This window comes from Streptomyces pacificus, from assembly GCF_011766325.1.
Lineage (GTDB): Bacteria > Actinomycetota > Actinomycetes > Streptomycetales > Streptomycetaceae > Streptomyces > Streptomyces pacificus.
The window spans coordinates 250,129-272,098 of the sequence record NZ_BLLG01000001.1; the positions used below are offsets into that span (position 1 = coordinate 250,129).

At 71.9% G+C, this 21,970-nt stretch carries 20 protein-coding genes, 1 tRNA gene and 1 pseudogene; 16 read left to right on the plus strand and 6 right to left on the minus strand.

What is annotated here, in order from left to right:
• The first annotated feature begins 22 nt into the window (after positions 1-22).
• The 6 genes from iolC (at position 23) to SCWH03_RS01070 (ending at position 10,001) form a co-directional block, all read left to right on the plus strand.
• A complete protein-coding gene (gene iolC, locus SCWH03_RS01045; protein ID WP_173260635.1) occupies positions 23-1,069 on the plus strand; it encodes a 5-dehydro-2-deoxygluconokinase in 1,047 nt (348 codons plus the stop codon).
• A 523-nt stretch (positions 1,070-1,592) separates the two neighbouring features.
• Positions 1,593-2,387 carry a 5-deoxy-glucuronate isomerase gene (iolB, locus tag SCWH03_RS01050; RefSeq protein ID WP_173261362.1) on the plus strand — a complete coding sequence of 265 codons (795 nt, stop codon included), beginning with the start codon at positions 1,593-1,595 and terminating at the stop codon, positions 2,385-2,387.
• Complete coding sequence (iolD, locus tag SCWH03_RS01055; RefSeq protein ID WP_173260636.1) at positions 2,384-4,282, plus strand: 3D-(3,5/4)-trihydroxycyclohexane-1,2-dione acylhydrolase (decyclizing); 1,899 nt, start codon at positions 2,384-2,386, stop codon at positions 4,280-4,282. Before iolB ends, iolD begins: the two co-directional genes overlap by 4 nt.
• 23 nt (positions 4,283-4,305) lie before the next feature.
• Positions 4,306-5,808, plus strand: a complete 1,503-nt coding sequence (locus SCWH03_RS01060) for a CoA-acylating methylmalonate-semialdehyde dehydrogenase (protein ID WP_173260637.1) — start codon at positions 4,306-4,308, stop codon at positions 5,806-5,808.
• Between the two features lie 444 nt (positions 5,809-6,252).
• Positions 6,253-9,078, plus strand: coding sequence for an alpha/beta fold hydrolase (locus SCWH03_RS01065; RefSeq protein ID WP_173260638.1), 2,826 nt, complete (start codon positions 6,253-6,255; stop codon positions 9,076-9,078).
• On the plus strand, positions 9,075-10,001 hold the full coding sequence (locus tag SCWH03_RS01070; protein WP_254076484.1) for an ABC transporter permease: 927 nt from the start codon (positions 9,075-9,077) through the stop codon (positions 9,999-10,001). The genes SCWH03_RS01065 and SCWH03_RS01070 overlap by 4 nt, the downstream gene beginning before the upstream one ends.
• A gap of 46 nt (positions 10,002-10,047) precedes the next feature.
• Here the strand turns inward: SCWH03_RS01070 and SCWH03_RS01075 are convergent, their stop codons facing one another.
• Both SCWH03_RS01075 and SCWH03_RS28530 read right to left on the minus strand, forming a co-directional pair.
• Positions 10,048-10,539 carry a hypothetical protein gene (locus SCWH03_RS01075; RefSeq protein WP_173260639.1) on the minus strand — a complete coding sequence of 164 codons (492 nt, stop codon included), beginning with the start codon at positions 10,537-10,539 and terminating at the stop codon, positions 10,048-10,050.
• Positions 10,540-10,814: 275 nt separating this feature from the next.
• Entirely contained in the window at positions 10,815-11,114 is a 300-nt protein-coding gene (locus SCWH03_RS28530; RefSeq protein ID WP_216854701.1) for a hypothetical protein, read from the minus strand.
• A 124-nt stretch (positions 11,115-11,238) separates the two neighbouring features.
• Between SCWH03_RS28530 and SCWH03_RS01085 the strand changes: the two genes are divergently transcribed.
• Together SCWH03_RS01085 and SCWH03_RS01090 are read left to right on the plus strand one after the other, a co-directional pair.
• Positions 11,239-12,123 (plus strand): alpha/beta hydrolase, encoded by an 885-nt coding sequence (locus SCWH03_RS01085; protein WP_173261366.1) that lies wholly within the window; start codon positions 11,239-11,241, stop codon positions 12,121-12,123.
• A 3-nt stretch (positions 12,124-12,126) separates the two neighbouring features.
• Complete coding sequence (locus tag SCWH03_RS01090; RefSeq protein ID WP_173260640.1) at positions 12,127-13,467, plus strand: MFS transporter; 1,341 nt, start codon at positions 12,127-12,129, stop codon at positions 13,465-13,467.
• 134 nt (positions 13,468-13,601) lie between these two features.
• Here the strand turns inward: SCWH03_RS01090 and SCWH03_RS01095 are convergent, their stop codons facing one another.
• Positions 13,602-13,925 carry a hypothetical protein gene (locus SCWH03_RS01095; protein ID WP_134406755.1) on the minus strand — a complete coding sequence of 108 codons (324 nt, stop codon included), beginning with the start codon at positions 13,923-13,925 and terminating at the stop codon, positions 13,602-13,604.
• A 549-nt stretch (positions 13,926-14,474) separates the two neighbouring features.
• On the opposite strand from SCWH03_RS01095, the gene SCWH03_RS01100 reads away from it, so the two are divergent.
• From SCWH03_RS01100 to SCWH03_RS01130, 7 genes and pseudogenes are all read left to right on the plus strand, one after another.
• Positions 14,475-14,702: a GntR family transcriptional regulator gene (locus tag SCWH03_RS01100; protein ID WP_173260642.1), complete on the plus strand. Its 228-nt coding sequence runs from the start codon at positions 14,475-14,477 to the stop codon at positions 14,700-14,702.
• A gap of 119 nt (positions 14,703-14,821) precedes the next feature.
• Positions 14,822-15,184, plus strand: a pseudogene (locus SCWH03_RS30050) (IS701 family transposase); the annotation flags it as partial.
• A 407-nt stretch (positions 15,185-15,591) separates the two neighbouring features.
• Complete coding sequence (locus SCWH03_RS01110; RefSeq protein WP_173261370.1) at positions 15,592-15,783, plus strand: hypothetical protein; 192 nt, start codon at positions 15,592-15,594, stop codon at positions 15,781-15,783.
• Complete coding sequence (locus SCWH03_RS01115) at positions 15,767-16,294, plus strand: DUF6879 family protein (RefSeq protein ID WP_173261368.1); 528 nt, start codon at positions 15,767-15,769, stop codon at positions 16,292-16,294. Before SCWH03_RS01110 ends, SCWH03_RS01115 begins: the two co-directional genes overlap by 17 nt.
• Positions 16,287-17,117 (plus strand): helix-turn-helix domain-containing protein, encoded by an 831-nt coding sequence (locus tag SCWH03_RS01120; RefSeq protein WP_173260644.1) that lies wholly within the window; start codon positions 16,287-16,289, stop codon positions 17,115-17,117. Before SCWH03_RS01115 ends, SCWH03_RS01120 begins: the two co-directional genes overlap by 8 nt.
• A 547-nt stretch (positions 17,118-17,664) precedes the next feature.
• The gene (locus SCWH03_RS01125) at positions 17,665-17,904 is read left to right on the plus strand and encodes a DUF7848 domain-containing protein (protein ID WP_173260646.1); all 240 of its coding nucleotides are present in this window, start codon (positions 17,665-17,667) and stop codon (positions 17,902-17,904) included.
• Between the two features lie 288 nt (positions 17,905-18,192).
• Complete coding sequence (locus SCWH03_RS01130) at positions 18,193-18,402, plus strand: DUF397 domain-containing protein (protein ID WP_173260648.1); 210 nt, start codon at positions 18,193-18,195, stop codon at positions 18,400-18,402.
• A gap of 404 nt (positions 18,403-18,806) precedes the next feature.
• On the opposite strand, the gene SCWH03_RS01135 is transcribed toward SCWH03_RS01130, so the two are convergent.
• The 3 genes from SCWH03_RS01135 to SCWH03_RS01145 form a co-directional block, all read right to left on the minus strand.
• Positions 18,807-19,265, minus strand: coding sequence for a type II toxin-antitoxin system VapC family toxin (locus SCWH03_RS01135; protein WP_173260650.1), 459 nt, complete (start codon positions 19,263-19,265; stop codon positions 18,807-18,809).
• Entirely contained in the window at positions 19,255-19,533 is a 279-nt protein-coding gene (locus SCWH03_RS01140; RefSeq protein ID WP_173260652.1) for a type II toxin-antitoxin system Phd/YefM family antitoxin, read from the minus strand. The genes SCWH03_RS01135 and SCWH03_RS01140 overlap by 11 nt, the downstream gene beginning before the upstream one ends.
• A 193-nt stretch (positions 19,534-19,726) precedes the next feature.
• Positions 19,727-19,799: transfer RNA gene (locus SCWH03_RS01145), tRNA-Arg, on the minus strand.
• A 308-nt stretch (positions 19,800-20,107) separates the two neighbouring features.
• Between SCWH03_RS01145 and SCWH03_RS01150 the strand changes: the two genes are divergently transcribed.
• Positions 20,108-21,727, plus strand: a complete 1,620-nt coding sequence (locus SCWH03_RS01150) for a dynamin family protein (protein WP_173260653.1) — start codon at positions 20,108-20,110, stop codon at positions 21,725-21,727.
• Positions 21,728-21,970 lie beyond the last annotated feature (243 nt).

Consider the following 21,970-nt stretch of genomic DNA (forward strand, 5'->3'; position numbering starts at 1 on the left):
TACGTGGACCGAAGGGACCCGGATGCCTCAGCCGTACGACCTCATCACGATGGGCCGGATCGGAGTGGACCTCTACCCCCTGCAGACCGGGGTACCGCTGGCACGGGTCGAGACCTTCGGGAAGTACCTGGGAGGGTCCGCCTCGAACGTGGCGGTCGCGGCGGCCCGGCTCGGCCGGCGCACCGCGGTCGTCACCCGCACCGGCCGGGACGCCTTCGGGGACTACCTCCACCTGGCACTTCGCGACTTCGGGGTCGACGACCGCTGGGTGACGGCGGTTCCGGGCCTGCCGACCCCGGTGACGTTCTGCGAGATCCTCCCGCCGGACGACTTCCCGCTGTACTTCTACCGCCAGCCCAAGGCCCCCGACCTCGAACTGCGCCTCGACGACATCGACATGGACGCGATCGGCCGGGCGCGAGTCTTCTGGACCACCGGCACGGGGCTGTGCGCCGAGCCCAGCAGGGAGACCACGCTCGCCGCGCTCGAGTACCGGGCGAAGTCCGGTACGACCGTCCTCGACCTGGACTGGCGGCCCATGTTCTGGGCCGGCCGCACCGGTTCGGCCGCGGAGGAGGCCCGGCCGGTCTACGCCAGGGCGCTCGCGCACGCGACCGTCGCCATCGGCAATCTCGAGGAGTGCGAGATCGCGACCGGGGAGCGGGAACCGCACGCGGCGGCCCGTGCGCTGCTCGCCCGAGGGGTCGAACTGGCCGTGGTCAAACAGGGACCCGCGGGCGTACTGGCGGTGCGCCGGGACGGCACGAGGGCCGAAGTGCCCCCGGTACGGGTCGACGTGGTCAACGGGCTCGGCGCGGGCGACGCGTTCGGCGGGGCGATGGTCCACGGGATCCTCGCAGGATGGGAGTTGGCGCGCGTGATGCGGTTCGCCAACGCCGCGGGGGCGATCGTCGCCGCCCGTCTGGCATGCTCATCGGCCATGCCCTACGCCGCCGAGGTGGACGCCCTCCTCGACGGCCACGCCCCCGGTCCCGAAGCCCGCCCCGGCCCGTGGCCCGGCCCGTGGCCCGGAGCGGACGGCGGCCGCGGACCCGGAGCGGCGCGGTGACCCGCGTCGGCCCCACCGAGGCCGTCGGGACGAGGGCCCCCGAACCGGGGGCCGTCGCCGAGCGGCCCGCCGACGGCGGCGTACGGGAAGGGGCGCTGCGCACTGCGGCTGCCCACGGTCCGGGGCCCGGCCGCGGTCCGGGGCCTGCCGGTGGGCCGTTCGCTGCTCCATCCGGCCGTCGGCCCCATCACGGCGGCGGCCGAAGCGGCCGCGGGCCTGCTCCAGGAGGTACCCAGGACTGATGGAGAACAGACACGCCACAGCCCGCAAGGGCCACGGGCAGCAGGAAGCCCACAAGGACCCCGCCGGCCGCACGGGCCATAGCCACCGCGAAGTCCACCAGGCCCCCGCAGCCGACGCGGCCCCCGCAGCCGGCAACGACGACGAGCGCCGCGACGGCACCGCCCGCGACCGCACCGTCCGCGACGGCACCGTCCGCGACGGCACCGCCCGCGACCGCACCGTCCGCGACGGCACCGCCCGCGACGGCACCGCCCGCGACGGCACCGTCCGCGACCGCCATCTGCCGGCCGGGACCGCCGCCGCGGGTCCCTACGCGCTCGACATCGACCCCGCGAGGGCCGGCTGGAGGTACTCCGCGCTGCGGATCCTGGAGCTGGCCCCCGGCGCCTCCCACCGACTGGACACCGGCGGCAGCGAGTGGATCGTGCTGCCGCTGGCGGGCGGGTGCACGGTGCGGACCGAGGACACGGCCATGGAACTGGCCGGCAGAACCAGCGTGTTCGCCGGAGTCACCGACTTCGCGTATGTCCCCCGCGACGCCCGGGTACGGATCACCTCCGCCGCCGGAGGCCGCTTCGCCCTCGCCGGAGCGCGGTGCGAGCGGCGGCTCCCCGCGCGCCGCGGCCCCGCGCCGGACGTCCCGGTGGAGGACCGGGGTTCCGGCGGCTGCGCCCGCCGGGTGCACCACTTCGCCGCCGCCGGCGCCTTCGCCTGCGACCGCCTCATCGCCGTCGAGGTGCTGACCCCGGGCGGCAACTGGTCCTCCTACCCGCCCCACAAGCACGACGAGTACCGACCCGGAGAGGAGTCGGAACTCGAGGAGATCTACTACTTCGAGATCGAGGGCGAGCACGGCTTCGGCTACCAGCGGGTGTCGCCGTCCCGTCCGCGGGGCACCGATCTCCTCGCCGAGGTCCGCTGCGGTGACGCCGTCCTCGTCCCCGACGGCTGGCACGGCCCGTCCATCGCCGCCCCCGGCCACGCCATGTACTACCTGAACGTCATGGCCGGCCCCGGTCCCGAGCGCGCCTGGCGGATCCGCTTCCACCCCGACCACGCGGAGGGCTACCGATGAGCGGACGGACGCTGACCGTCGCCCAGGCACTGGTGCGGTTCCTGGCCCGCCAGTACACCGAACGGGACGGCCGCAGACAGCGGCTCGTCACGGCCATGTGGGGCATCTTCGGCCACGGCAACGTGGCCGGGATCGGCCAGGCCCTCCTGGAGTCCGGGGAGATGCCCTTCGTCCAGGGACGCAACGAGCAGGCGATGGTGCACGCGGCCGTCGGCTACGCCCGCCAGTCGCACCGGCTGTCCGCGCACGCCGTGACCACCTCCATCGGCCCGGGCGCCACCAACCTCGTCACCGGCGCCGCGCTCGCGACCGTCAACCGGCTCCCGGTGCTGCTCCTGCCCGGTGACACCTTCGCGACCCGCCCCGCCGACCCCGTCCTCCAGCAGCTGGAGGTCCCGTACGCGGGTGACGTGTCGGTCAACGACTGCCTGCGCCCGGTGTCCGCCTACTTCGACCGGATCACCCGGCCCGAAGCGCTGATCCCCGCCGCGCTCGCCGCCGCGCGGGTCCTCGCCGACCCGGCCGCCACGGGGGCGGTCACGCTCGCACTGCCCCAGGACGTGCAGGCGGAGGCGCACGACTGGCCGGAGGAGTTCTTCGCCGAGCGGGTCTGGCACGTGCGCCGGCCGCCACCGGATCCGGAGGAACTCGCCGCGGCGGTGCTCGCCGTGCGGTCCGCCCGGCGGCCCCTTCTCGTCGCCGGCGGGGGAGTGCGCCACAGCGGGGCGGGGGGCGCGCTGCGCACCCTCGCCGAGGCCACCGAAATCCCCGTCGCCTCGACCCAGGCAGGCAAGGGCTGCCTGCCGTACGACCACCCGGCGGACGTGGGCGGCATCGGCCACACCGGCACCGCCACCGCCGACGAACTCGCCGGGGCCGCGGACCTGGTCATCGGCGTCGGCACCCGCTACACCGACTTCACCACAGCCTCGTCGACCCTGTTCGCCCATCCCGGCGTCCGCTTCCTCAACCTCAACATCACCGGCTTCGACGCCCACAAGCTCGCCGCGCTGCCGCTCGTCGCGGACGCCAGGGCCGGACTCGAGGCACTGACCGGGGCCCTGCCCGGACACCGCGTCGAGCACGGCTACGCGGCGCGGTACGCGGACGCCAAGGAACGCTGGGAGCACCGGGTCGACGCCGCCTACGAAGCGCCCGACGAGAGGCTCCGCCCCACCCAGCCCCAGGTACTCGGCGCGCTCGACCGCCTGGTCACCGGCGACGACATCGTGGTCAGCGCCGCGGGCTCGCTGCCCGGCGACCTCCACAAGCTGTGGCGGGCGCGCTCCCGCGACCAGTACCACGTGGAGTACGGCTACTCCTGCATGGGCTACGAGATCCCCGCGGCGATCGGGGTCGCGATGGCCGCGCCGGGGAGGCCGGTCTGGGCGCTCGTCGGCGACGGCTCGTATCTGATGAACCCCACCGAGATCGTGACGGCGGTCCAGGAGCACGTCCCGATCAAGCTGATCGTCCTGCAGAACCACGGGTACGCGTCGATCGGCGGTCTCTCCGAAGCGGTCGGCGCGGAGCGGTTCGGCACGGCCTACCGCCACCGGCAACCGGCTCCGTCGCGGGCCGGGGAGCCTGCGGGCGGCGCGTACACCGGGGCGCCGCTGCCGGTCGACCTCGCCGCCAACGCGGCCTCCCTCGGGATGCGGGTGATCCGCGCCGAGACCGTACGCGAACTGCGCGGAGCCCTGGCCGAGGCCCGTGCGGCCGACGGCCCCACATGTGTCTACGTCGAGACAGAAACGGCAGACACCGTGTCGGGCGCGCCCCCGGCACAGGCGTGGTGGGATGTCCCCGTGGCCGAGACCGCGACCCGGCCGTCGGCGGTCGAGGCCCGGGAGGAGTACGACCGGCGGGCCGCGGCCCGGCGCCGCCATCTCTGAGAGACCCGAAGGAGATATCCGTCATGACGAAGACCGTCCACCACTGGATCGGTGGCAAGACCGTCGAGGGCGCTTCCGGCGACTGGGGACCGGTTACCGATCCGGCGACCGGTGCGGTGACGGCCCGGGTCGCGCTGGCGTCCGCAGAAGAGGTGGACCGCGCCGTGGCCGCGGCCAAGGCCGCCTTCGGGACGTGGGGCACCTCCTCCCTGGCCCAGCGCACCTCCATCCTCTTCCGCTTCCGCGCGCTGCTCGACGCCAACCGCGACACGATCGCCGAACTGATCACCGCGGAGCACGGCAAGGTGCACTCCGACGCGCTCGGCGAGGTGGCCCGCGGTCTGGAGATCGTGGAGCTGGCCTGCGGGATCACCACGCAGCTCAAGGGGGAGCTGTCGACGCAGGTGTCGAACCGGGTGGACGTGGCTGCGATCCGCCAGCCCGTGGGCGTCGTGGCCGGCATCACGCCCTTCAACTTCCCGGCGATGGTGCCGATGTGGATGTTCCCGCTCGCCATCGCCTGCGGCAACACCTTCGTCCTCAAGCCGAGTGAGAAGGACCCCTCCACGTCGCTGAAGCTCGCCGCACTGCTCGCCGAGGCGGGCCTGCCGGACGGGGTCTTCAACGTCGTCCAGGGCGACAGGGCCGCCGTCGACCGCCTCCTGGAGCACCCGGACGTCTCGGCCGTCTCCTTCGTCGGCTCGACCCCGATCGCCCGCCACATCCACACCACCGCCTCGGCCAACGGCAAGCGGGTGCAGGCGCTCGGCGGAGCCAAGAACCACATGCTGGTGCTGCCGGACGCCGACCTGGACGCGGCCGCGGACGCCGCCGTCTCCGCCGCCTACGGCTCCGCGGGCGAGCGCTGCATGGCGATCTCCGCGGTGGTGGCCGTCGGCGCCGTCGGCGACGAACTCGTCGACAGGATCCGCGAGCGCGCCGAGAAGGTCAAGATCGGCCCGGGCGGCGATCCGGCGTCCGAGATGGGCCCGCTGATCACCAAAGCCCACCGCGACAAGGTCGCCTCCTATGTGCACGGCGCGGCGGACCAGGGCGCCGACGTCGTCCTGGACGGCACGGGCTGCACCGTCGACGGCTACGAGGGCGGCCACTGGATCGGCCTGTCCCTCCTGGACAGGGTGTCCACCGACTCCGACGCCTACCGCGACGAGATCTTCGGCCCCGTCCTGTGCGTGCTGCGCGCCGACACCTACGAGGAGGGTCTCGCGCTCATCAACGCCTCGCCGTTCGGCAACGGTACGGCGATCTTCACCCGCGACGGCGGCGCCGCCCGCCGCTTCCAACTGGAAGTCCAGGCGGGCATGGTCGGCGTCAACGTGCCGATCCCGGTACCGGTGGGCTACCACTCCTTCGGCGGCTGGAAGGACTCCCTCTTCGGCGACCTGCACGTCTACGGCAACGACGGTGTGCGGTTCTACACCCGCGGCAAGGTCGTCACGACCCGCTGGCCCGACCCCTCCGAGCCGCACGGCGGCGTCGACCTCGGCTTCCCGCGCAACCACTGACGGCCCGCGCCGGGGCACCAGGCGACCCGCCCCGCTCGCGCGCTGAGTTCCACGCCCGCGTGCGCGCGGGGGTGAGTGCTGCTCCCGGCACCCGCGGGGATGTTCCCCGTCCACGCACGCGCCCGCGCGCCCGCGCACGCGCCGGGGCGAGGGGCCCCCGGCGGCTGCTACCGAGGAGCGGCCCCTTCCCACCCGGGTGGGAAGGGGCCGCTCCTCGCGGCATCTCGCGGCATCTCGCGGCACCACGGCCGGCAGCCTGTTCGGGGAGCCCGCGCCCGTTCCACGTCCCCGTTCCGGGCCCCGCCCGTTCCCCGGGTGTCCCGCCCGTTTTCCGCGTACCGCGGCTGGAGTACGGCGGGGCCCTCCTGTACTACCCGAGGAGGTCAAGGAGTTCAGCCAGGAGGCAGCGGCAGCCGGTACGGAGGTCCGCTTATGGTTTCGGGCATGAGGATCCGACTCCCCGGCCGAGCCGTGCCGCCCCGGCGCCGAACGAGGCTGCTCGCGGCCGCCGCCGCCCTCGCCGTGCTCGCGGGCGCCGGTACCTGGACCGCCGCCGCCGCGGACGAGGAGCCCCCGGTGCACCGCGAGGACCAGGTGCTGGCCGTGCCGGGCGCGAGACTCGACACCTCGTACTTCACCTCCGGGGAGGGCCGTCGGCCCGCCGTGCTCATCGGGCACGGCTTCGGCAGCAGCAAGGACTCCGTGCGGCAGCACGCGGAGGCGCTGGCGAGGGACGGATACGCCGTCATGACCTGGTCGGCGCGCGGCTTCGGCGCATCCACCGGCACCATCGGGCTGAACGACCCCGGGCGCGAGGTCAGGGACGTCTCACGACTGATCGACTGGCTCGCCGCCCGGGCCGAGGTGGAACTGGATGCCGAGGGCGACCCGCGAGTGGGGATCACCGGCGCGTCCTACGGCGGCGCCGTCGCCCTGCTCGCGGCGGGCCACGACCGCCGGGTCGACGCCATCGCTCCGCAGATCACGTACTGGAACCTCGCCGACGCGCTGTTCCCGGACGGCGTCTTCAAGAAGCTCTGGGCGGGGCTGTTCTTCACGGCAGGCTCGGCCGGCGGGGCCGGGCTCGTCCCCGGCTCCGGTGAAGCACCGGCGGACGCTCCCTCCGGGGACGGCCCGGGCACCGGTGCCGACCCGGGCGCGGGCACCGGTTCCGGCGGCGGGGCCCCCACGGAAGCGGGTGCCACCGGCGGCACCCGCGATGCGGACGCCGCCGCGGCCGGGCAGCCCGCGCCGGCCTGCGGGCGCTTCGAGCCCGCCCTGTGCGCCATGTACGAGCGCGTCGCGGCCAGCGGCAGACCGGACGCCGAAGCCCGGGCCCTGCTGGAAGCCCGGGGCCCGTCCGCCGTCGCCGACCGGATCAAGGTCCCCGCACTCATCGTCCAGGGCCAGTCGGACTCGCTCTTCCCGCTCTCGCACGCCGACTCCATGGCCCGGGCGATCGCCGGCAACGGCGCACCCGTCGCGGTCGACTGGATCGCCGGCGGCCACGACGGCGGCGATCTGGAGACGGCACGGGTCCAGGAGCGTGTCTCGGCCTGGTTCGACCGGTATCTGAAGGGCGACAAGGCGGCTGATCCCGGTCCCGCGTTCCGGGTCAGCCGCACCGGAGGCGTCGACTCCACCGACGGGCGGGCAACCCTGCGCGGCGCCACGGCCGACGCGTACCCGGGCCTTGGAGCGGGACGCCGCGAGGTCGTACTGACCGGTGGGACGCAGCACTTCCGCAACCCGGCCGGAGCCGGACCACCGGGGATCTCCACCGTGCCCGGACTGGGCGGCGGGCTCTCCGGGCTCTCCTCGCTCGGTGTCGGCCTCTCGCTCGACTTCCCGGGGCAGCACGCCCGGTTCGACTCCGCGCCGCTCGACCGCCGCACCCGGATCACCGGATCGCCCACCGTCCGGGTGAAGGTCGCCTCGGACAGCGGGGAGGCGGTCCTCTTCGGCAAGGTGTACGACGTCGGCCCGGACGGCGGGCAGCAGGTGCTTCCCGCCCAGCTCGTCGCCCCCGTCCGGATCGAGGACGCGAGAGCCGGCCGTACCGTCGAACTGACCCTCCCCGCGGTGGACCACGAGGTCGAGGCGGGCCACCGCCTCCGGCTCGTGCTCGCGGCCACCGACCTCGCCCACGCCTCACCCGCCGCCCCGGCGGCCTACTCCGTCACCCCGGCCGGACCGCTGAGCGTGCCCACCGCACCCGGCGTCACCTCCCAGGCTGCCGGCCTGCCCTGGTGGGTGTGGGGCCTGCCCGCAGCGGGCGCGTCGGCCGCGGCGGCCCTGCTGCTGACCGCGCGCCGCCGGACCGCGGCGCCGGCACCCGATCCCGCGCTCGCCGACGTGCCGCTGGAGATCACCGGACTCAGCAAGCGGTACGCCGGATCGGCCGACCGGTACGCGGTGCGGGACCTGTCCTTCCGCGTCGAGAAGGGCCAGGTGCTGGGCCTCCTCGGCCCCAACGGCGCCGGCAAGACCACCACCCTGCGGATGCTGATGGGGCTGATCGCCCCCGACGACGGCGGGATCAGGGTCTTCGGACACGCCGTCAGGCCCGGAGCGCCGGTCCTCTCCCGGGTCGGCGCCTTCGTCGAGGGCGCCGGCTTCCTGCCGCACCTGTCCGGCAGGGAGAACCTCGAGCTGTACTGGCGCGCCACCGGCCGCCCCGCGGAGGACTCCCGTGCCGAGGAGGCGTTGGAGATCGCGGGCCTCGGGGACGCCCTCGCCCGCGCGGTCCGCACCTACTCGCAGGGCATGCGGCAGCGCCTCGCGATCGCCCAGGCCATGCTCGGGCTGCCGGATCTGCTCATCCTGGACGAGCCCACCAACGGACTGGACCCGCCGCAGATCCGCGAGATGCGGGAGGTGATGATCCGGTACGCGGCCGGGGGCCGGACCGTCATCGTCTCCAGCCACCTGCTCTCCGAGGTGGAGCAGACCTGCACGCACCTCGTGGTCATGGACCGCGGCCGGCTGGTACAGGCGGGACCCGTCGCCGACATCACAGGCGCGGGGGACACCCTGCTGGTGACGACGGCCGAAGAGCCGTCCGCACCGCTCGTGGAGAAGATCGCGGCCCTGCCGGGGGTGGGGTCGGCCGTCCGCACCGACGGCGGGGTGCTGGTCCGCCTCGACGGCGCGGGCGCGAGTTCCCTGGTCGCCGAACTCGTCCGGCTCGACGTACCGGTGACCGGAGTGGGACCGCACCGGCGCCTTGAGGACGCGTTCCTCACCCTGATCGGAGGAGCATCCGCATGACCACCACCCCTCTGCGTACCGGCCCCGGCACCGGCACCGGCACCGGCACCGGTCCGGGCGAGGTGACCGGGGCCGTGCCCGCCGCCCCCGGCTACCGCCCCCGGCGCACCCTGCCGCTGCGCGTCGAGGCGGTGCGCCAACTGAAGCGGCGGCGGACGCTCGTGATGGGCGCCGTCCTGGCGGCCCTGCCGTTCGTCCTGGTCGCGGCCTTCGCGATCGGCGGCTCACCGGACGAGCGCGGGGGCGGCGGCCGGCTCAACCTGATGGACACGGCGACCGCGTCGGGCGCCAACTTCGCGGCCACCTGCCTGTTCGTGTCGGCCGGATTCCTGCTGGTGGTGCCGGTGGCACTGTTCTGCGGCGACACGGTGGCGTCCGAGGCGAGCTGGTCCTCCCTGCGCTATCTGCTGGCGGCGCCGGTACCCAGGTCCCGGCTGCTGTGGTCGAAACTGGCGGTCGCGCTCGGCTTCAGCGCGGCGGCGATGCTCCTGCTGCCGCTGGTCGGACTGGCGGTGGGGACCGCGGCATACGGCTGGGGGCCCCTGCGGCTCCCGGCCGGCGGTTCGCTGGCGGCGACCGACACACTGCCCAGGCTGGCGCTGGTCGTCGCGTACATCTTCGTTTCCCAACTCGTCACCGCCGGGCTCGCTTTCTGGCTGTCGACCAAGACCGACGCGCCACTGGGGGCGGTCGGCGGCGCGGTCGGGCTGACCATCGTCGGCAACGTCCTGGACGCCGTGACGGCCCTGGGCTCGTGGCGCGAGTTCCTGCCGGCGCACTGGCAGTTCGCCTGGGCGGACGCTCTCCAGCCGCAGCTCGAATGGGGCGGGATGCTGAAGGGCACGGCGGTGTCCGTGACCTTCGCCCTGGTGCTGGTCGCCCTGGCCTTCCGCGGATTCGCCCGCAAGGACATCGTGTCCTGACCGGCTGCGGCCGCCGCCGTCCGGGGGAGGCACCCGCCGGGGCGGCTCACCGCTCGGGCAGCTGCTCCCCGCACCGGCCGCAGTAGCGGGCGTCGGACTCCCCGGCCAGACGCCCGCACTCCGCGCAGACCCGGCCCAGCAGACAGGCGGCCTCGCCACCCGCGGACGTGCCCGCGACGCCCTTGATGGCGAGTCCGGGGCGCCGGCGGTGGACGCTCAGCTGCACCAGGCCCCGGGACCCGGCACGCAGCGCCCGCCGGGTCCCGCGCGGCAGCCAGACCACAGAGCCCGCGACCACGTTCTGCGGCCGGTCGTCGAGTTCGAGTACCCCGTCGCCCGCGGCCACATACAGCAGCACGTCCAGCTCGGGTTCCACATGCCCGGCGATCCGGCCACCGGCGGGCAGGCGCACCACGTTCGCGTCGAGCTGGCGGGATTCCTCCGCAAGCCGCCACAGTGCGCCGGCCCGGTCCGGGGGCACATCGGTGGTCAACTCGTCCAGCAGTGCGAGTACGCCCGGCCGGGGAGTGGGCGCCATATGCCGTTCCTCCTGCGCTCGTGTCCCCATGGATCCCAGCGGACCCCAAAGGCCCGCATGATAACCCGTGTTGTCCACCCGGCCGAGTCGTACAGGCCAGGCCGGTGCCCGGTCGGGGTGTGCTCGCGGGCGGCGCTTTTCGGCCGTACTGGGCCGGGTGGGTGAGCCGCCCCGCCGTGGCCGTGCCGTGGTGACGGCGGCGTGCGGAGGAATGCACATACGGTCATCTCATGCTCTTTACCGTGCGCGCTTCACCCCTTACTCCGCGTAACACGTCACGCCGCACCCCGCGCGGCACTCCACGCCGCAGCCCACGCCCCTCGCGGCACCACGGTCAGCGCCCCCGCCGGGGCCCCGCCGCCCGGCGCGACTCCACGCCGGTACCCGACGGTGCGGCGGGCCCCGGCACGGGAGTCGCGTCCGACCGCCGAGCCGGAGCGGACACTCGAGCCGTAGCCGTAGCCGTAGCCGTAGCCGTAGCCGTAGCCGTAGCCGTAGCCGTAGCCGTAGCCGGAGCAGGAGCCCGCGCCACGACCCGGAACTCCCCCGCCGCGACCGGAGAGCCCACCGCACACCCCGTGAGGCCCCGGGCAAGCCCGGCTCCCGCCCCGCCCCCGCCCCCGTACGCCGACCCGGCCGACCCCGACGCCGAGACCCTTCCGAGGAGCCCCCGTGTCCCGTCCCCTCCACTCCCGAGGAGTGCGGCGCATCACCGTGGACGCCGCCGGTCTGCCACTGTCCGCCCTGCTGGCCGTTCCGGCGGGTACGCCGCGCGCCACGGTCGTCGCCCTGCACGGCGGAGGCATGAACGCCGGCTACTTCGACGGCCAGGCGGACCCCGGCCTGTCGCTGCTCACCCTCGGCGCCCGCCTCGGATACACCGTCCTCGCCCTGGACCGCCCCGGCTACGGCGCCTCCGCCGAACAGCTGCCCGAGGGCCAGACGCTCGCCGAGCAGGCCGCGTCACTGAGCGCCGCACTCCACGGCTTCAGCGCCGTTCACCCGTACGGAGCAGGTCTGTTGCTCCTGGCCCACTCCTACGGCGGCAAGCTCGCGCTCACCGCGGCAGCGCGGTCCGTCCATGACCGGCTGCTCGGGCTGGACATCTCCGGCTGCGGCCACCGGTACGCCGTCACCCCGGAGGAACTGCCCGACGAGGGCGCCCACGGAAGCCGCCGTCTGAACTGGGGGCCGCTCGGCCTGTACCCGCCGGAGACCTTCACCACCGCCGCCTCCGTCGTGGCCGCCATGCCCGTGCGGGAGCGCGCCGAAGCGGCCCGCTGGCCCGAGGAGTTCCCCGCCGTCGCCGCGGACGTCCGTGTCCCCGTCCGCCTCACCTTCGCCGAGTTCGAGGCCTGGTGGCGGCACGACGAGGAGGCCGTCGCCGAGCTGACGGCGCAGCTCGCCGCGCCGCGGACCGTCGTGGACCGGTTGCCGGGCGCCGGCCACAACATCAGCCTCGGCTGGGCGGCACGCGCCTACCACCTGCGGGCCTTCGGCTTCCTGGAGGAGTGCCTGCGGTCCCCCGGCGGGGGGCCGGACGCGTCCGGCCCCCCGCCCGGGCCGCGCGCGGCGGCGGTCTGATCCGTGGCGGGCCCGTTCCGCTCACTGGCGGTACGCAACTTCCGGCTCTTCGCCGCCGGTCAGGTCGTCTCCGTGGCCGGTACCTGGATGATGATCGTCGCCCAGGACTGGCTGGTGCTCGGACTGACCGGCGACTCGGCCCGCGCGCTCGGGATCGTGACGGCCCTTCAGTTCTCCCCGCTGCTCCTGCTCACCCTCTTCGGCGGCCGCCTGGCGGACCGCCACGACAAGCGGCTCCTGCTGACGGTGGCCAACGCGGTCTCGGCGGTCCTCGCCCTGCTGCTGGCCGGCCTCGTGCTGAGCGGGGCGGTGCGCCTGTGGCACATCGGGCTCTTCGCGCTGGGCCTCGGTGTCGTCAACGCGGTCGAGGTGCCCGCCCGGGTGTCGTTCGTCAGCGAGATGGTCGGCGCGGAACTGCTGCCGAACGCCTCCGCGCTGAGCGCCGCGTACTTCAGCACCGCCCGTGTCGCCGGACCGGCCCTGGCCGGGCTGCTGATCGCCGCCGTGGGGACGGGCTGGGTGATGCTGCTGAACGCGGCGAGCTATCTGGCGACGGTGGTGGCGCTGCGCATGATGCGCCCGGGGGAGCTGTACCGCGGCGCCCCCGAGAGCCGGGCGCGGATCGTCGACGGGCTCCGCCACGTCCTGGCCCGCTCGGACCTGGTGCTGCCGCTGGCGCTGCTCGCCGTCGTCGGGCTGTGCGGGCTGAACTTCCAGCTGACCCTGCCGCTGCTGGCGAAGACGGTCTTCGATGCTGACGCGCACGCGTTCGGGCTGCTGACCGCGGCGTTCGCCGCCGGCTCCCTCGGGGCCGCCCTCGTCACCACCGCGCGCAGCGGCCGCCCGTCCGGCCGGACGGTGGCCGTCTCCGCGCTGCTGTTCGGGGTGCTGGAGACGGTGGCCGGTTGTTCGCCCGGCTTCGCGGCCGCCATGGTGCTGCTCGCGCTCACCGGGTTCGCCTCGATCTACTTCGTACAGGCGGCGAACCACCGCATCCAGCTGGGCAGCGACCCCCGCTACCGCGGCCGCGTGATGGCGCTCTACGCCCTGATCCTCCAGGGGTCCACGCCGCTGGGCGCGCTGGGCACCGGCTGGCTCGCCGGGCGCTTCGGCGCCCGCTCCGGGCTCGTCGTGGGCGGGCTGGTGTCGCTGGCGGCCGGGTGCGCGGCGCTGCTGGCCGAGCGGGCCCCGGCGCGGGACGCCGACGGGGACGCCGACCGGGACGGAACCGGAGCGGCGGATACCGCACCCCGCCAGCCCCCGGCGCAGGAGGCACCGGAGCCGTCGCGGCATCCCGAGCCCCCGGACGGGCCGGATCTCAGGGAACGGGACCGGACGGCCTGATGGGTCCGCCGGGCGAGGGCGCCGCCGGGCGAGGGCGGGAACCGGTCCGAGAACCGCCGGGCTCAGCGGACGGATCCCCGTACGTCTCCCGTGCGGAAGGGTCCGCACGGCCTCCTGGGACTCTCCTCTTGGGGTTACTCGACGGCCGGCGACCGGTCGTCCGGCTCGTCGTAGGGCGGGATGCGAGCGGCCCTGCTCTCCGCGATCTTCAGCAGGTCCGTCACCGCCTCGCACAGGCGGCGGGTGATGAACAGGAGCTCTTGAGGCGTGGGATCCACATGGTCCACGACCATCGAGAGAGCCAGGTCACGCAGGACGGCGGCCGTCTCGATCTGCTCGGCCTCCACCCTGTCGGCGAGACGCGAGAGCATCGTGGACGTTCCGTCCGTGACGAGATGCGCAGGGTTGCCCTCCGGGCCAGGCCAGGGAAGCAGCCGGATCCGCCGGATCCCGCTCATGCCGTCGCTCCGTGGAAGTCGACGCCGGATGCGAAGTCCCGGCCGAGAGCCGCCGGCACGGTGGCACGTCGGCGGTCCCTCCGCCCTCGCCGCTCCTGCTCCTGCTCCTGCTCCCATGCGATGAGGTACGGACGGATCAATGCCCCGTCTTCCCCGCGCAGGATCTGTGCGCGCAGGGCGGTGAGGGGAGGCCAGTGAGCGGGACGTTCCACACCCAGCGGTCGGCGAGTGATGAACAGGCGCCGGGCCGGTGCGTCCGCCGTGCCGCGGTTGGGCGGAGCGTGAGTACCCCTCGGCGCGGTCTGTGCCCGGCGCCTGCCGGTCGATGGCATGAGCCATGAGAGGAGTAGGGCCAGTAGAGTTCGCACGTCTGCACTCTCCTTGTTGCTGTGCGGGCCATGCCCCGGGGCCGCTTGCATCGGTCGCCGGGGTCCTTTCGTTGCTGCTGGGCGTGCTGCGGTGCTCACCCCTAGCCTACGCGTTATCGCGTCACCGCACTAGCGCGAAACCGCGATAGCTCATTGTTGCGATAGCGCGGAGTCTGGGGTCATGAACCTTGATCGCTCCGTGCCGGTCTGGCCGCAGGTTGCGGACGACCTTCGCCGCCGACTCGACGCGGGGGAGTGGAGGCCAGGCGACCGCTTCCCCGGCACCGTGGACATCGCCGCTCAGTACGACATCAGCCAGTCCACTGCGCAGAAGGCTGTAGCCGCCATCCGCTCCGAGGGCAGGTTGAGGACCGTCCTGGGGCAGGGCTCGTTCGTCTGCGAGAGCTGAGCCCCACCGCCTGTTCCACGGGGCCCGATGTGGCCTCGGCGGCCCGGGGCTCGCCAGGTGGGCACCTCGGTGGCTGCCGGGTTGCCTCTGACGAGCGCCGGACCGGACGGCCGGTTGACCTGATCCGCCGCAACCGCGTCACCGGTGAACTGGCCTACTGCGGCTGCTGGCCCCGGTGCCGCTGGCCACGCTGGTGCGCGTCGCCGGGTCGAGATGGCGGGTGGAGGAGACTTTCCAGGCAGGAAAGGGCCTGGCCGGACTGGATGAACACCAAGTCCGCCGCTTCACCTCGTGGTCCCGCTGGGTCACCCTGGTCATGCTCGCTCACGCCTTCCTCGCTGTCGTCGGTGCTGACGAACACGCCCGCCATTCCGGCCCCGGACGCACTGACCCCGCTCACCTGTAACGAGATCCGGCGACTGTTCACCACGCTCGTCGTCCCGCCCGTGAACGGTGTGGTGGCCCACCGGCCCCGCTGCTCCGCCCATCCCCGGGGCGGCTCCTCGTCGGCGGCGTCATCACCTGGAGCCGGTGACCTCCGCACCGTAGGGGCTGGGGCGCGCAGCCACGCCGCTCCGCGCGCACATCTGGAGAAGTGCGAGATACGTGGGCCGGGCTCATGCGTCGCTACCGGCGGACGCCGACCGGCGTACCCGGTATTGCTCGGACGCCGCAAAGCCGCCGAACGCGCCCGCAAAGCAGCCGGAACGGTCCCCAAGCGCTGCCCCGTGCCTGCCGATACCTGACGGGTACGGGCTCTCCTTATGTCTGGAAAGATGCTAATCACCCCTATTGGGGCGATTTCCTGTTCTCGCAAATCTTGCCCCTGGTGATCTCTCACGCATCAGGGAAGGCTGTAACGGGAACACCCCCGACGATAGGAGGCGCGATGAAGCTTTGGATGATCTCGAAAGAGTGTGACAAGAAGGACTGCCCGACCCTCTACGCCACGGACAGGGGGACGCTTCTGATTCAGGGTGACCGGCCGGAAGACCACGGGCTGACCCTGCCCGCGCATGAAGGGGTCGTTGAGATTCCCGTGTCTCTGATCAAGAAGGCTGTTGCTGATGGGCTCATCTAGGTCCCTGTCGGATCTCTTCGACTCGTTCGAGCGCGAAGCGTTCCGACTCGAAACGCTGGACGACTACAGCAAGTCGGGCAGCGTCGAAGCTTACAAGGCATTCCTGGCCGGGGAGGGTAAGCCGGAAGACTATAATTCCGATTGGGTGTCTGAGGTTCACGGATATGTCAACGAGGGGAAACGTATTTACCGCGTCCACGTCCTCTCTCGTCCGCTGACTCCGTATCTGCGCTTCGAATTGGGGTGGGGCTACCGGACAAACATGCTCGGGGGTGAAGAGTTCTTCATTCTCGACATCACGGAACAGCCTAACCCGCTGCAAGGTGTAGACGACTTCTGGCTGTTCGATGAATCTGCCGTTGGCATACTGAGCTACGACAGCGCGGGGAAGTTCCTCGGAGCCGAAGTGCTTCCCGACGAACGAGCGGCAGCCTTCATTGCGCACAGGGACAAGGCTCTCAGTTGCGCACAGCCGTTCGCGGAATGGTGGGGCAAGTACGGCGGTGAATAATGGAGAGCTGGGTGCAGCGCTCCGGGCACTTCGGAAGGCTTCTGAAAGAGAGGCCAAAGCGGTTGCCCGGAGTGCTGTCATGTCTGTAAGCAAGCTCAGCAAGATAGAAACCGGGAAGCTTTCACCATCTGCCGCTGACGTTGAACGCATTCTGACGGCAATTGGTGTCTCGGATGAAGTGAAGGTGGAATACCTTGAGCAGGCGCGGGCTGAGGTCACAGAGGCTACAGCATGGCGTCTCATTCAACGGATGGGGCTGCACAGGGCGCAAGAGCAGGTGAGAGCCCTTGAGGCGCAGATGACCCGGCTAAAGGTATTCCAACCCGCTCTTATTCCGGGACTTCTGCAAACTCCTGAGTACATCCATGCCATTCTGTCGCGCCATGGCCTCACAGAGGATGTCCTCAACAAGATCACTCGTTCTCGGCTAGAGCGTCAGCGCGTGCTGTACGACGTGAACAAGGACCAACAGTTCGTCATAACTGAGGGCGTCTTTCGGTGGCGCATTGTTTCACCCGGCAGGATGGCAGAACAGGTTGACCGACTTATCTCGTTGTCGCGACTGTCTAATGTTGACGTGGCCGTTGTTCCCTTCTCGGCTCAACAGGGAGATATTGCGAATCATGCGTTCGTGATGCGGGACGAACGAACGGTCACGGTGGAGGCCGTTCGCGCTGAGATTGTGGTGACGGACCCGAGGGACGTTGCCGAGTATGTAGAGAAGTTCGAACGGTTCTCCGCTGTGGCACTGCATGGGGACGACATGCGGGCCATGCTCGAGGAACTACGCAACGAGCTTGTGAGGGAACAGGAAAACGGCTAGTTGTGCTTGCCTGCCTCCCATAGGGTGAAGTCACCCACTGTCGAAGTCAAGGCAGGCCCCTCTATGTCGTTTTGTCGCTGCGGAACTTTTACAAGTGCCCCCGTGTTGGTAGCTATGCTCGAAGAGAGTTCGGTCCGGCCGGCAGTGTTTATGTCTGCCAGGAATGCGCCCGTATTCTGGCCTCATGGGTGTTCGCTCCCAAGTGGCTCAAGGATTTGGTATGCGGGGAGGGGTGTGCAGCATGACCGCCGAAACATCCGAACCCTCCGCTCGCAAGACATCAGCAAGCTGCAATCCGCGCACACCATGCACAGGCAGGAATGCCGGGCGTGCACCCCCGGCCAGTCGTGCGAAATGGCTAAGCGGCTGGAGGAGGCGCGCGATGCTGCGGGAGTGACCTCATGAGCGGCACGCAGTGCGCCGAGTGCGCCTGGTTGGAGCGCGAGAAGGAGGAGGCGCGCCGGAACCACAACATGAGCCGAGTCACTGACTGCAACGTGTTGTTGAAGCCGCATCCGAACCACGCGACAGCAAAGGGGCGGGCAGCATGACGCGCGCTGTCTACCGGTTCCGAGGGTTCAAGATCGGCCCTGATCTCCGGCCGGAAGCCGAACCGATCACGTCAGAGATGCGGTGCACGACGTGCGGAGAGTCCAGCGGGAAGGCCGAGGAGTTCGAGGGCGGCACGGCGTGGGCGGTCAAGCATCTCAAGGCCCACCCTGACCACCTGGAGTACCGGGAGCACATCACGCGCCCGTACCGATTCGAGCCGGGATCGTGGCAGTGAAGGACCAGAGGACCGTTGAGCGGGAGCTTCTGAACCCGCCTGCCCACCGGACCGGGGGCACGGTCGGAGATGACGTGATGACCGTGCACAAGGTCCGCGACGGCAAGCCCCTGTGTGGCGCTGTCGGCAGCGTGGACGTGTGGCAGCGGCGCGTGACGTGTTCCGCCTGCCTGGCAAGCGAATGGCCCCCTGATTCCCGCCCCGGTGGATGACTGCTACGGCCTGCCGGGGCGGGTGCACGACGGCGCGGGGACCGTTTCCCCGTACTGCGACGAAGGGATCACTACCATGACCGCAGTCCCCGAGTTCGAGTTCGTCAAGACCGCCGCGTGTCGTGACGCGAGGGTGGACAACTGCCCCGAGGTGGCGACCAACGTCCCCGGTACCGTCGCGTTGCGCGACAGCAAGCAGCCGGACACCGTGGTCACCATGACGGCCGCCGAGTGGGGCACCCTCACCGACGCCGTGAAGGCCGGTGAGTACGACCTGAGCGCCTGAGAGTAGGTCCCATGCCGAAGTGCCCCCGCTGTGACGCGGAGTGCCCCACAGACCCCGAGAACGGGTTGCCGTGGTGCGCGTGGTGCGGGGAGTTCTTCGGGCTCTCGCTGCCCGCCTGCCGCGGCTTGTGGTGGTGGCGCAACGCTGCCACCCGCAGGCCGGTCCGGCGGCCGCGCGAGCACTGAGCGGGACCACCCGCAATCCGCCCCGTCCGTGCGCTGCCCCTGTGGCGTGCGGGCGGGGCTCTGTCATGCCCGCTGACGTGCCGCTACGCGCGAACCGCTAGTTGGAAGCGTTCGGGTCCAGCATCGGGATGCACGCGAACGAACGCTGTCGGCACCGAGGCACCGAGGCACCGAGGCGCCGGTGCCTCGGGGCCGGCGCGGGGCAGGGCGGACGCGGCCCTACCGGTCGCGCGGGACCTCGGGTCGGGTGACGGCCACGATGGTGACGATTTCGTCCAGGCCCCTGAAGCCGTCGGGGTCGGTGGTGAAGAGGGGAAGCTGCTCGGCGGCCGCGGTGGCGGCGATCATCAGGTCGGCCATGCGTCGACGGGGCTTGCGTCCTGCGGAGACAACGGCGGCGCAGATTCTGCCGTAGAGGCGGGCGGCCTCCACGTCGAAGGGGATGGGGTCGAATTCGTTCTCCGCGCGCTGCAGGACGTCCATACGGCGGGCCCGCTCGGCGTGTTCGTCGTAGTCGCTCTGCTCGCCGGTGCCGCGCACCTGGTGGGGCCCGGCCGAGAGTTCCGCGAGGGTGACGGCGCTGATGGCCATCTCGGCGGGCAGTTCGTCGGCGTCGATCCACTTGCGAAGGATCATGATGTTGGTATCGAGCAATCCCTGCCGGTGCTCAACGGGCATACGGGTCGTCCAACTCCTGCTCGACGGCGGCGTCCTGGTCGTCGCGGAAGGCGTCCGGTGAGATGTCGGGGGCGGTGCGTGACATGGCCGCGAACTCGGCACGGGGGACGAAGCGGCGACGGTGGCGGAGCGGGATCAGCTCTCCGACACGGTGCCCGTCGCGGGTGACGGTGAACGCCTGTCCTCCCTGGACGGCGTCCATGATCTCCTTGGAGCGGGTGCGCAGATCGCGCTGAGTGATCTCGGGCTGCGCTGCCATGCGGCCCATGATAGCGGCGGTGTGCTACTCGGTGCTACATCGTGCTTCGGGTGTGGATTCGCTGGCGAGAGGCGTTGTCGCCACGCCGCAGGGTCTGTCTGTGCCCACGATCTTGGGCAGGCGAAGGCGCCTGCCCGTAAAGCGGTGTGAATCCGGGCATGAAAGAGCCCCTCACGCGTTTTCGCAGGTGAGGGGCTGTATGCGCCCCCGGCAGGACTCGAACCTGCGGCCAAGCGCTTAGAAGGCGCCTGCTCTATCCACTGAGCTACGGGGGCCGGATGTGGCCTCGGTGGCCTGGAGCCCCGGGTCGGCCGTGACCGCCGGGACAAGGATAGGGCTCCGATCGCCCTGCCCCGGATGCTTCACCAGCGTGGCATCATGTGGAGGTTCAGTGAAGCGAACCGATAATCGCAGGCAGATGCGATTCTCGCAGCGCTTTTTTCGCCCCACGGCTCGGGTGTTGTGCACTCGTTATGCCTGCGCCCCACTCGTCCCGTCTGTCCCGTTGTCCTGATCGGCGCGCAGGGGGGCTCATACGCTTCAAAAAACCTCCAAAATTGGGCATTCTTCGCATGTGGTGACCATGGAAGTACGGCCTCAGCTCATCGACGCACTCTCCGCCCTGCGCGACCGAGTCGCAGCCGTGCGTCTTCCCCTCCCGATTCCCGGTGCACCGCGTGCACGGCGGACGAGGGCCGAGTTGCTCTCGCAGCTCGACGACTATCTGGTGCCCCGGCTGAGGGACCCCGACGCGCCGCTGCTCGCGGTCGTCGGCGGATCGACCGGAGCCGGCAAGTCCACTCTGGTCAACTCGCTCGTCGGCCGCCGGGTGACCGAGGCCGGAGTGCTGCGGCCGACCACGCGCACGCCCGTGCTCGTATGCCACCCCGAGGATCGCCACTGGTTCGCCGACACACGCGTACTGCCGCACTTCACCCGCGTATGGCTGCCGCAGCAGGACGAGACGGAGCAGCCGCACGGAGCCGCGCTGGACCGGACGAAGGCCAAGGCCAGGCCCGAGGAGCGGGCGCTGCGGATCGAGACCGCGGCTGCCCTGCCGCCCGGACTTGCCCTGCTCGACGCGCCCGACATCGACTCCCTCGTCGTCGAGAACCGGATCATGGCCGCCGAGCTGATCTGCGCAGCGGACGTATGGATCATGGTCACCACGGCCTCCCGCTACGCGGACGCGGTGCCCTGGCATCTCCTCCGTACGGCGAAGGAGTACGACGCCATGCTGGTCACGGTGCTCGACCGGGTGCCGCACCAGGTGATCAACGAGGTGTCCCGGCAGTACGCGGCCCTGCTGACCAAGGCCGGGCTCGGACACGTGCCGCGCTTCACGATCCCCGAGCTGCCCGAGTCCGCCGGTGGCGGCCGGGGACTGCTCCCGGACACCGCCGTCGCCGCGCTCCGCGGCTGGCTGGCGCACTGCGCCCTGGACCCCGCCGTGCGCCAGCAGACGGTCGTGCGCACCGCCGCGGGGGTCGTCGACTCGCTCAACGCCCGGATGCCGGAACTCGCGGGCGCCGTGGCCGCACAGTACGCCGCCGCCGTGCGCCTCTCCGCAGCGGTCGAGGAGGCCTACGGCGCGGAGACCGAGCGGGTGCGCGAACAGGTGCGGCGCGGCGCCGTCCTCGCGGGCGACGCGCGCACCCGATGGCGGGGCTACCCGCGCGACAGTTCCGCCGGGGAACTCCTCGACGCGCTCGCCGAGGGCCTGACCGCCCTGTTGCAGTGCGCCGTCGCCGCCGCGGACGAGCGGCTACGGGAGGCGTGGCGACGCGAGCCCGCCGGACCCGCCCTCGCCCGGCACTCGCGCGCCGACCGGGAGACGCCGGAGCGCATCGGCATGGCCGTCCGGCGCTGGCGGCGTGTCGTCGAGGAAATCGCCGAGGAGGAAGTCCGCGGTCTGGAACGCCCCTCGGCGCCCGATCCGGAAGCGGTCGCCGCGCTGCTCGCCACCGCCCTGCTCGGCGGCCGGCGGGCCAGGGCCGCCGGGGAGCTGCTGGCGGAGCGGATGGGCGCCCAGGGTGCTCTCAGGCTGCGCGACAGGGGCGGGGAGCTGGTGACCACGTATATCGAGCGTGTGGTGAACGAGGAGCGTGACCGGCGTCTCGCGCCGCTCGACTCCCTCGAACTGTGCCCGGAGCCGCAGGCCGAGCTGATCGCCGCGCTGTCCGTAATGCAGAAGGAGAGGTGACCGCGGTGACGGCAGTCACTGGGGAGACCGAGGGATGTAGTCCGGGGTCCGGCGCCGGGCAGGCGTCCGGGGACGCGTCCGGGGTGGAGAGCGGCACGGGTGCACGGGACCGTACGGGGCCCGACCACGCGGTCGACTCCCCGGCCGGCACCCCGGCCGGCACCGGAGGCGATTCCGAAGGCGACTGCGCGGCCGGGGCCTCGGCATCCGGCGGCCGCGTCGACGGGGAGGGCTGCCCCGATG

Bases quoted from the DNA above. Each gene is read 5' to 3' on its own strand.
- iolC (WP_173260635.1), top strand. From the start codon at position 23: ATGCCTCAGCCGTACGACCTCATCACGATGGGCCGGATCGGAGTGGAC.
- iolD (WP_173260636.1), top strand. From the start codon at position 2,384: ATGAGCGGACGGACGCTGACCGTCGCCCAGGCACTGGTGCGGTTCCTG.
- SCWH03_RS01060 (WP_173260637.1), top strand. From the start codon at position 4,306: ATGACGAAGACCGTCCACCACTGGATCGGTGGCAAGACCGTCGAGGGC.
- SCWH03_RS01065 (WP_173260638.1), top strand. From the start codon at position 6,253: ATGAGGATCCGACTCCCCGGCCGAGCCGTGCCGCCCCGGCGCCGAACG.
- SCWH03_RS01070 (WP_254076484.1), top strand. From the start codon at position 9,075: ATGACCACCACCCCTCTGCGTACCGGCCCCGGCACCGGCACCGGCACC.
- SCWH03_RS01075 (WP_173260639.1), bottom strand. From the start codon at position 10,539: ATGGCGCCCACTCCCCGGCCGGGCGTACTCGCACTGCTGGACGAGTTG.
- SCWH03_RS01095 (WP_134406755.1), bottom strand. From the start codon at position 13,925: ATGAGCGGGATCCGGCGGATCCGGCTGCTTCCCTGGCCTGGCCCGGAG.
- SCWH03_RS01100 (WP_173260642.1), top strand. From the start codon at position 14,475: ATGAACCTTGATCGCTCCGTGCCGGTCTGGCCGCAGGTTGCGGACGAC.
- SCWH03_RS01110 (WP_173261370.1), top strand. From the start codon at position 15,592: ATGAAGCTTTGGATGATCTCGAAAGAGTGTGACAAGAAGGACTGCCCG.
- SCWH03_RS01125 (WP_173260646.1), top strand. From the start codon at position 17,665: ATGACGCGCGCTGTCTACCGGTTCCGAGGGTTCAAGATCGGCCCTGAT.
- SCWH03_RS01130 (WP_173260648.1), top strand. From the start codon at position 18,193: ATGACCGCAGTCCCCGAGTTCGAGTTCGTCAAGACCGCCGCGTGTCGT.
- SCWH03_RS01135 (WP_173260650.1), bottom strand. From the start codon at position 19,265: ATGCCCGTTGAGCACCGGCAGGGATTGCTCGATACCAACATCATGATC.
- SCWH03_RS01140 (WP_173260652.1), bottom strand. From the start codon at position 19,533: ATGGGCCGCATGGCAGCGCAGCCCGAGATCACTCAGCGCGATCTGCGC.
- SCWH03_RS01150 (WP_173260653.1), top strand. From the start codon at position 20,108: ATGGAAGTACGGCCTCAGCTCATCGACGCACTCTCCGCCCTGCGCGAC.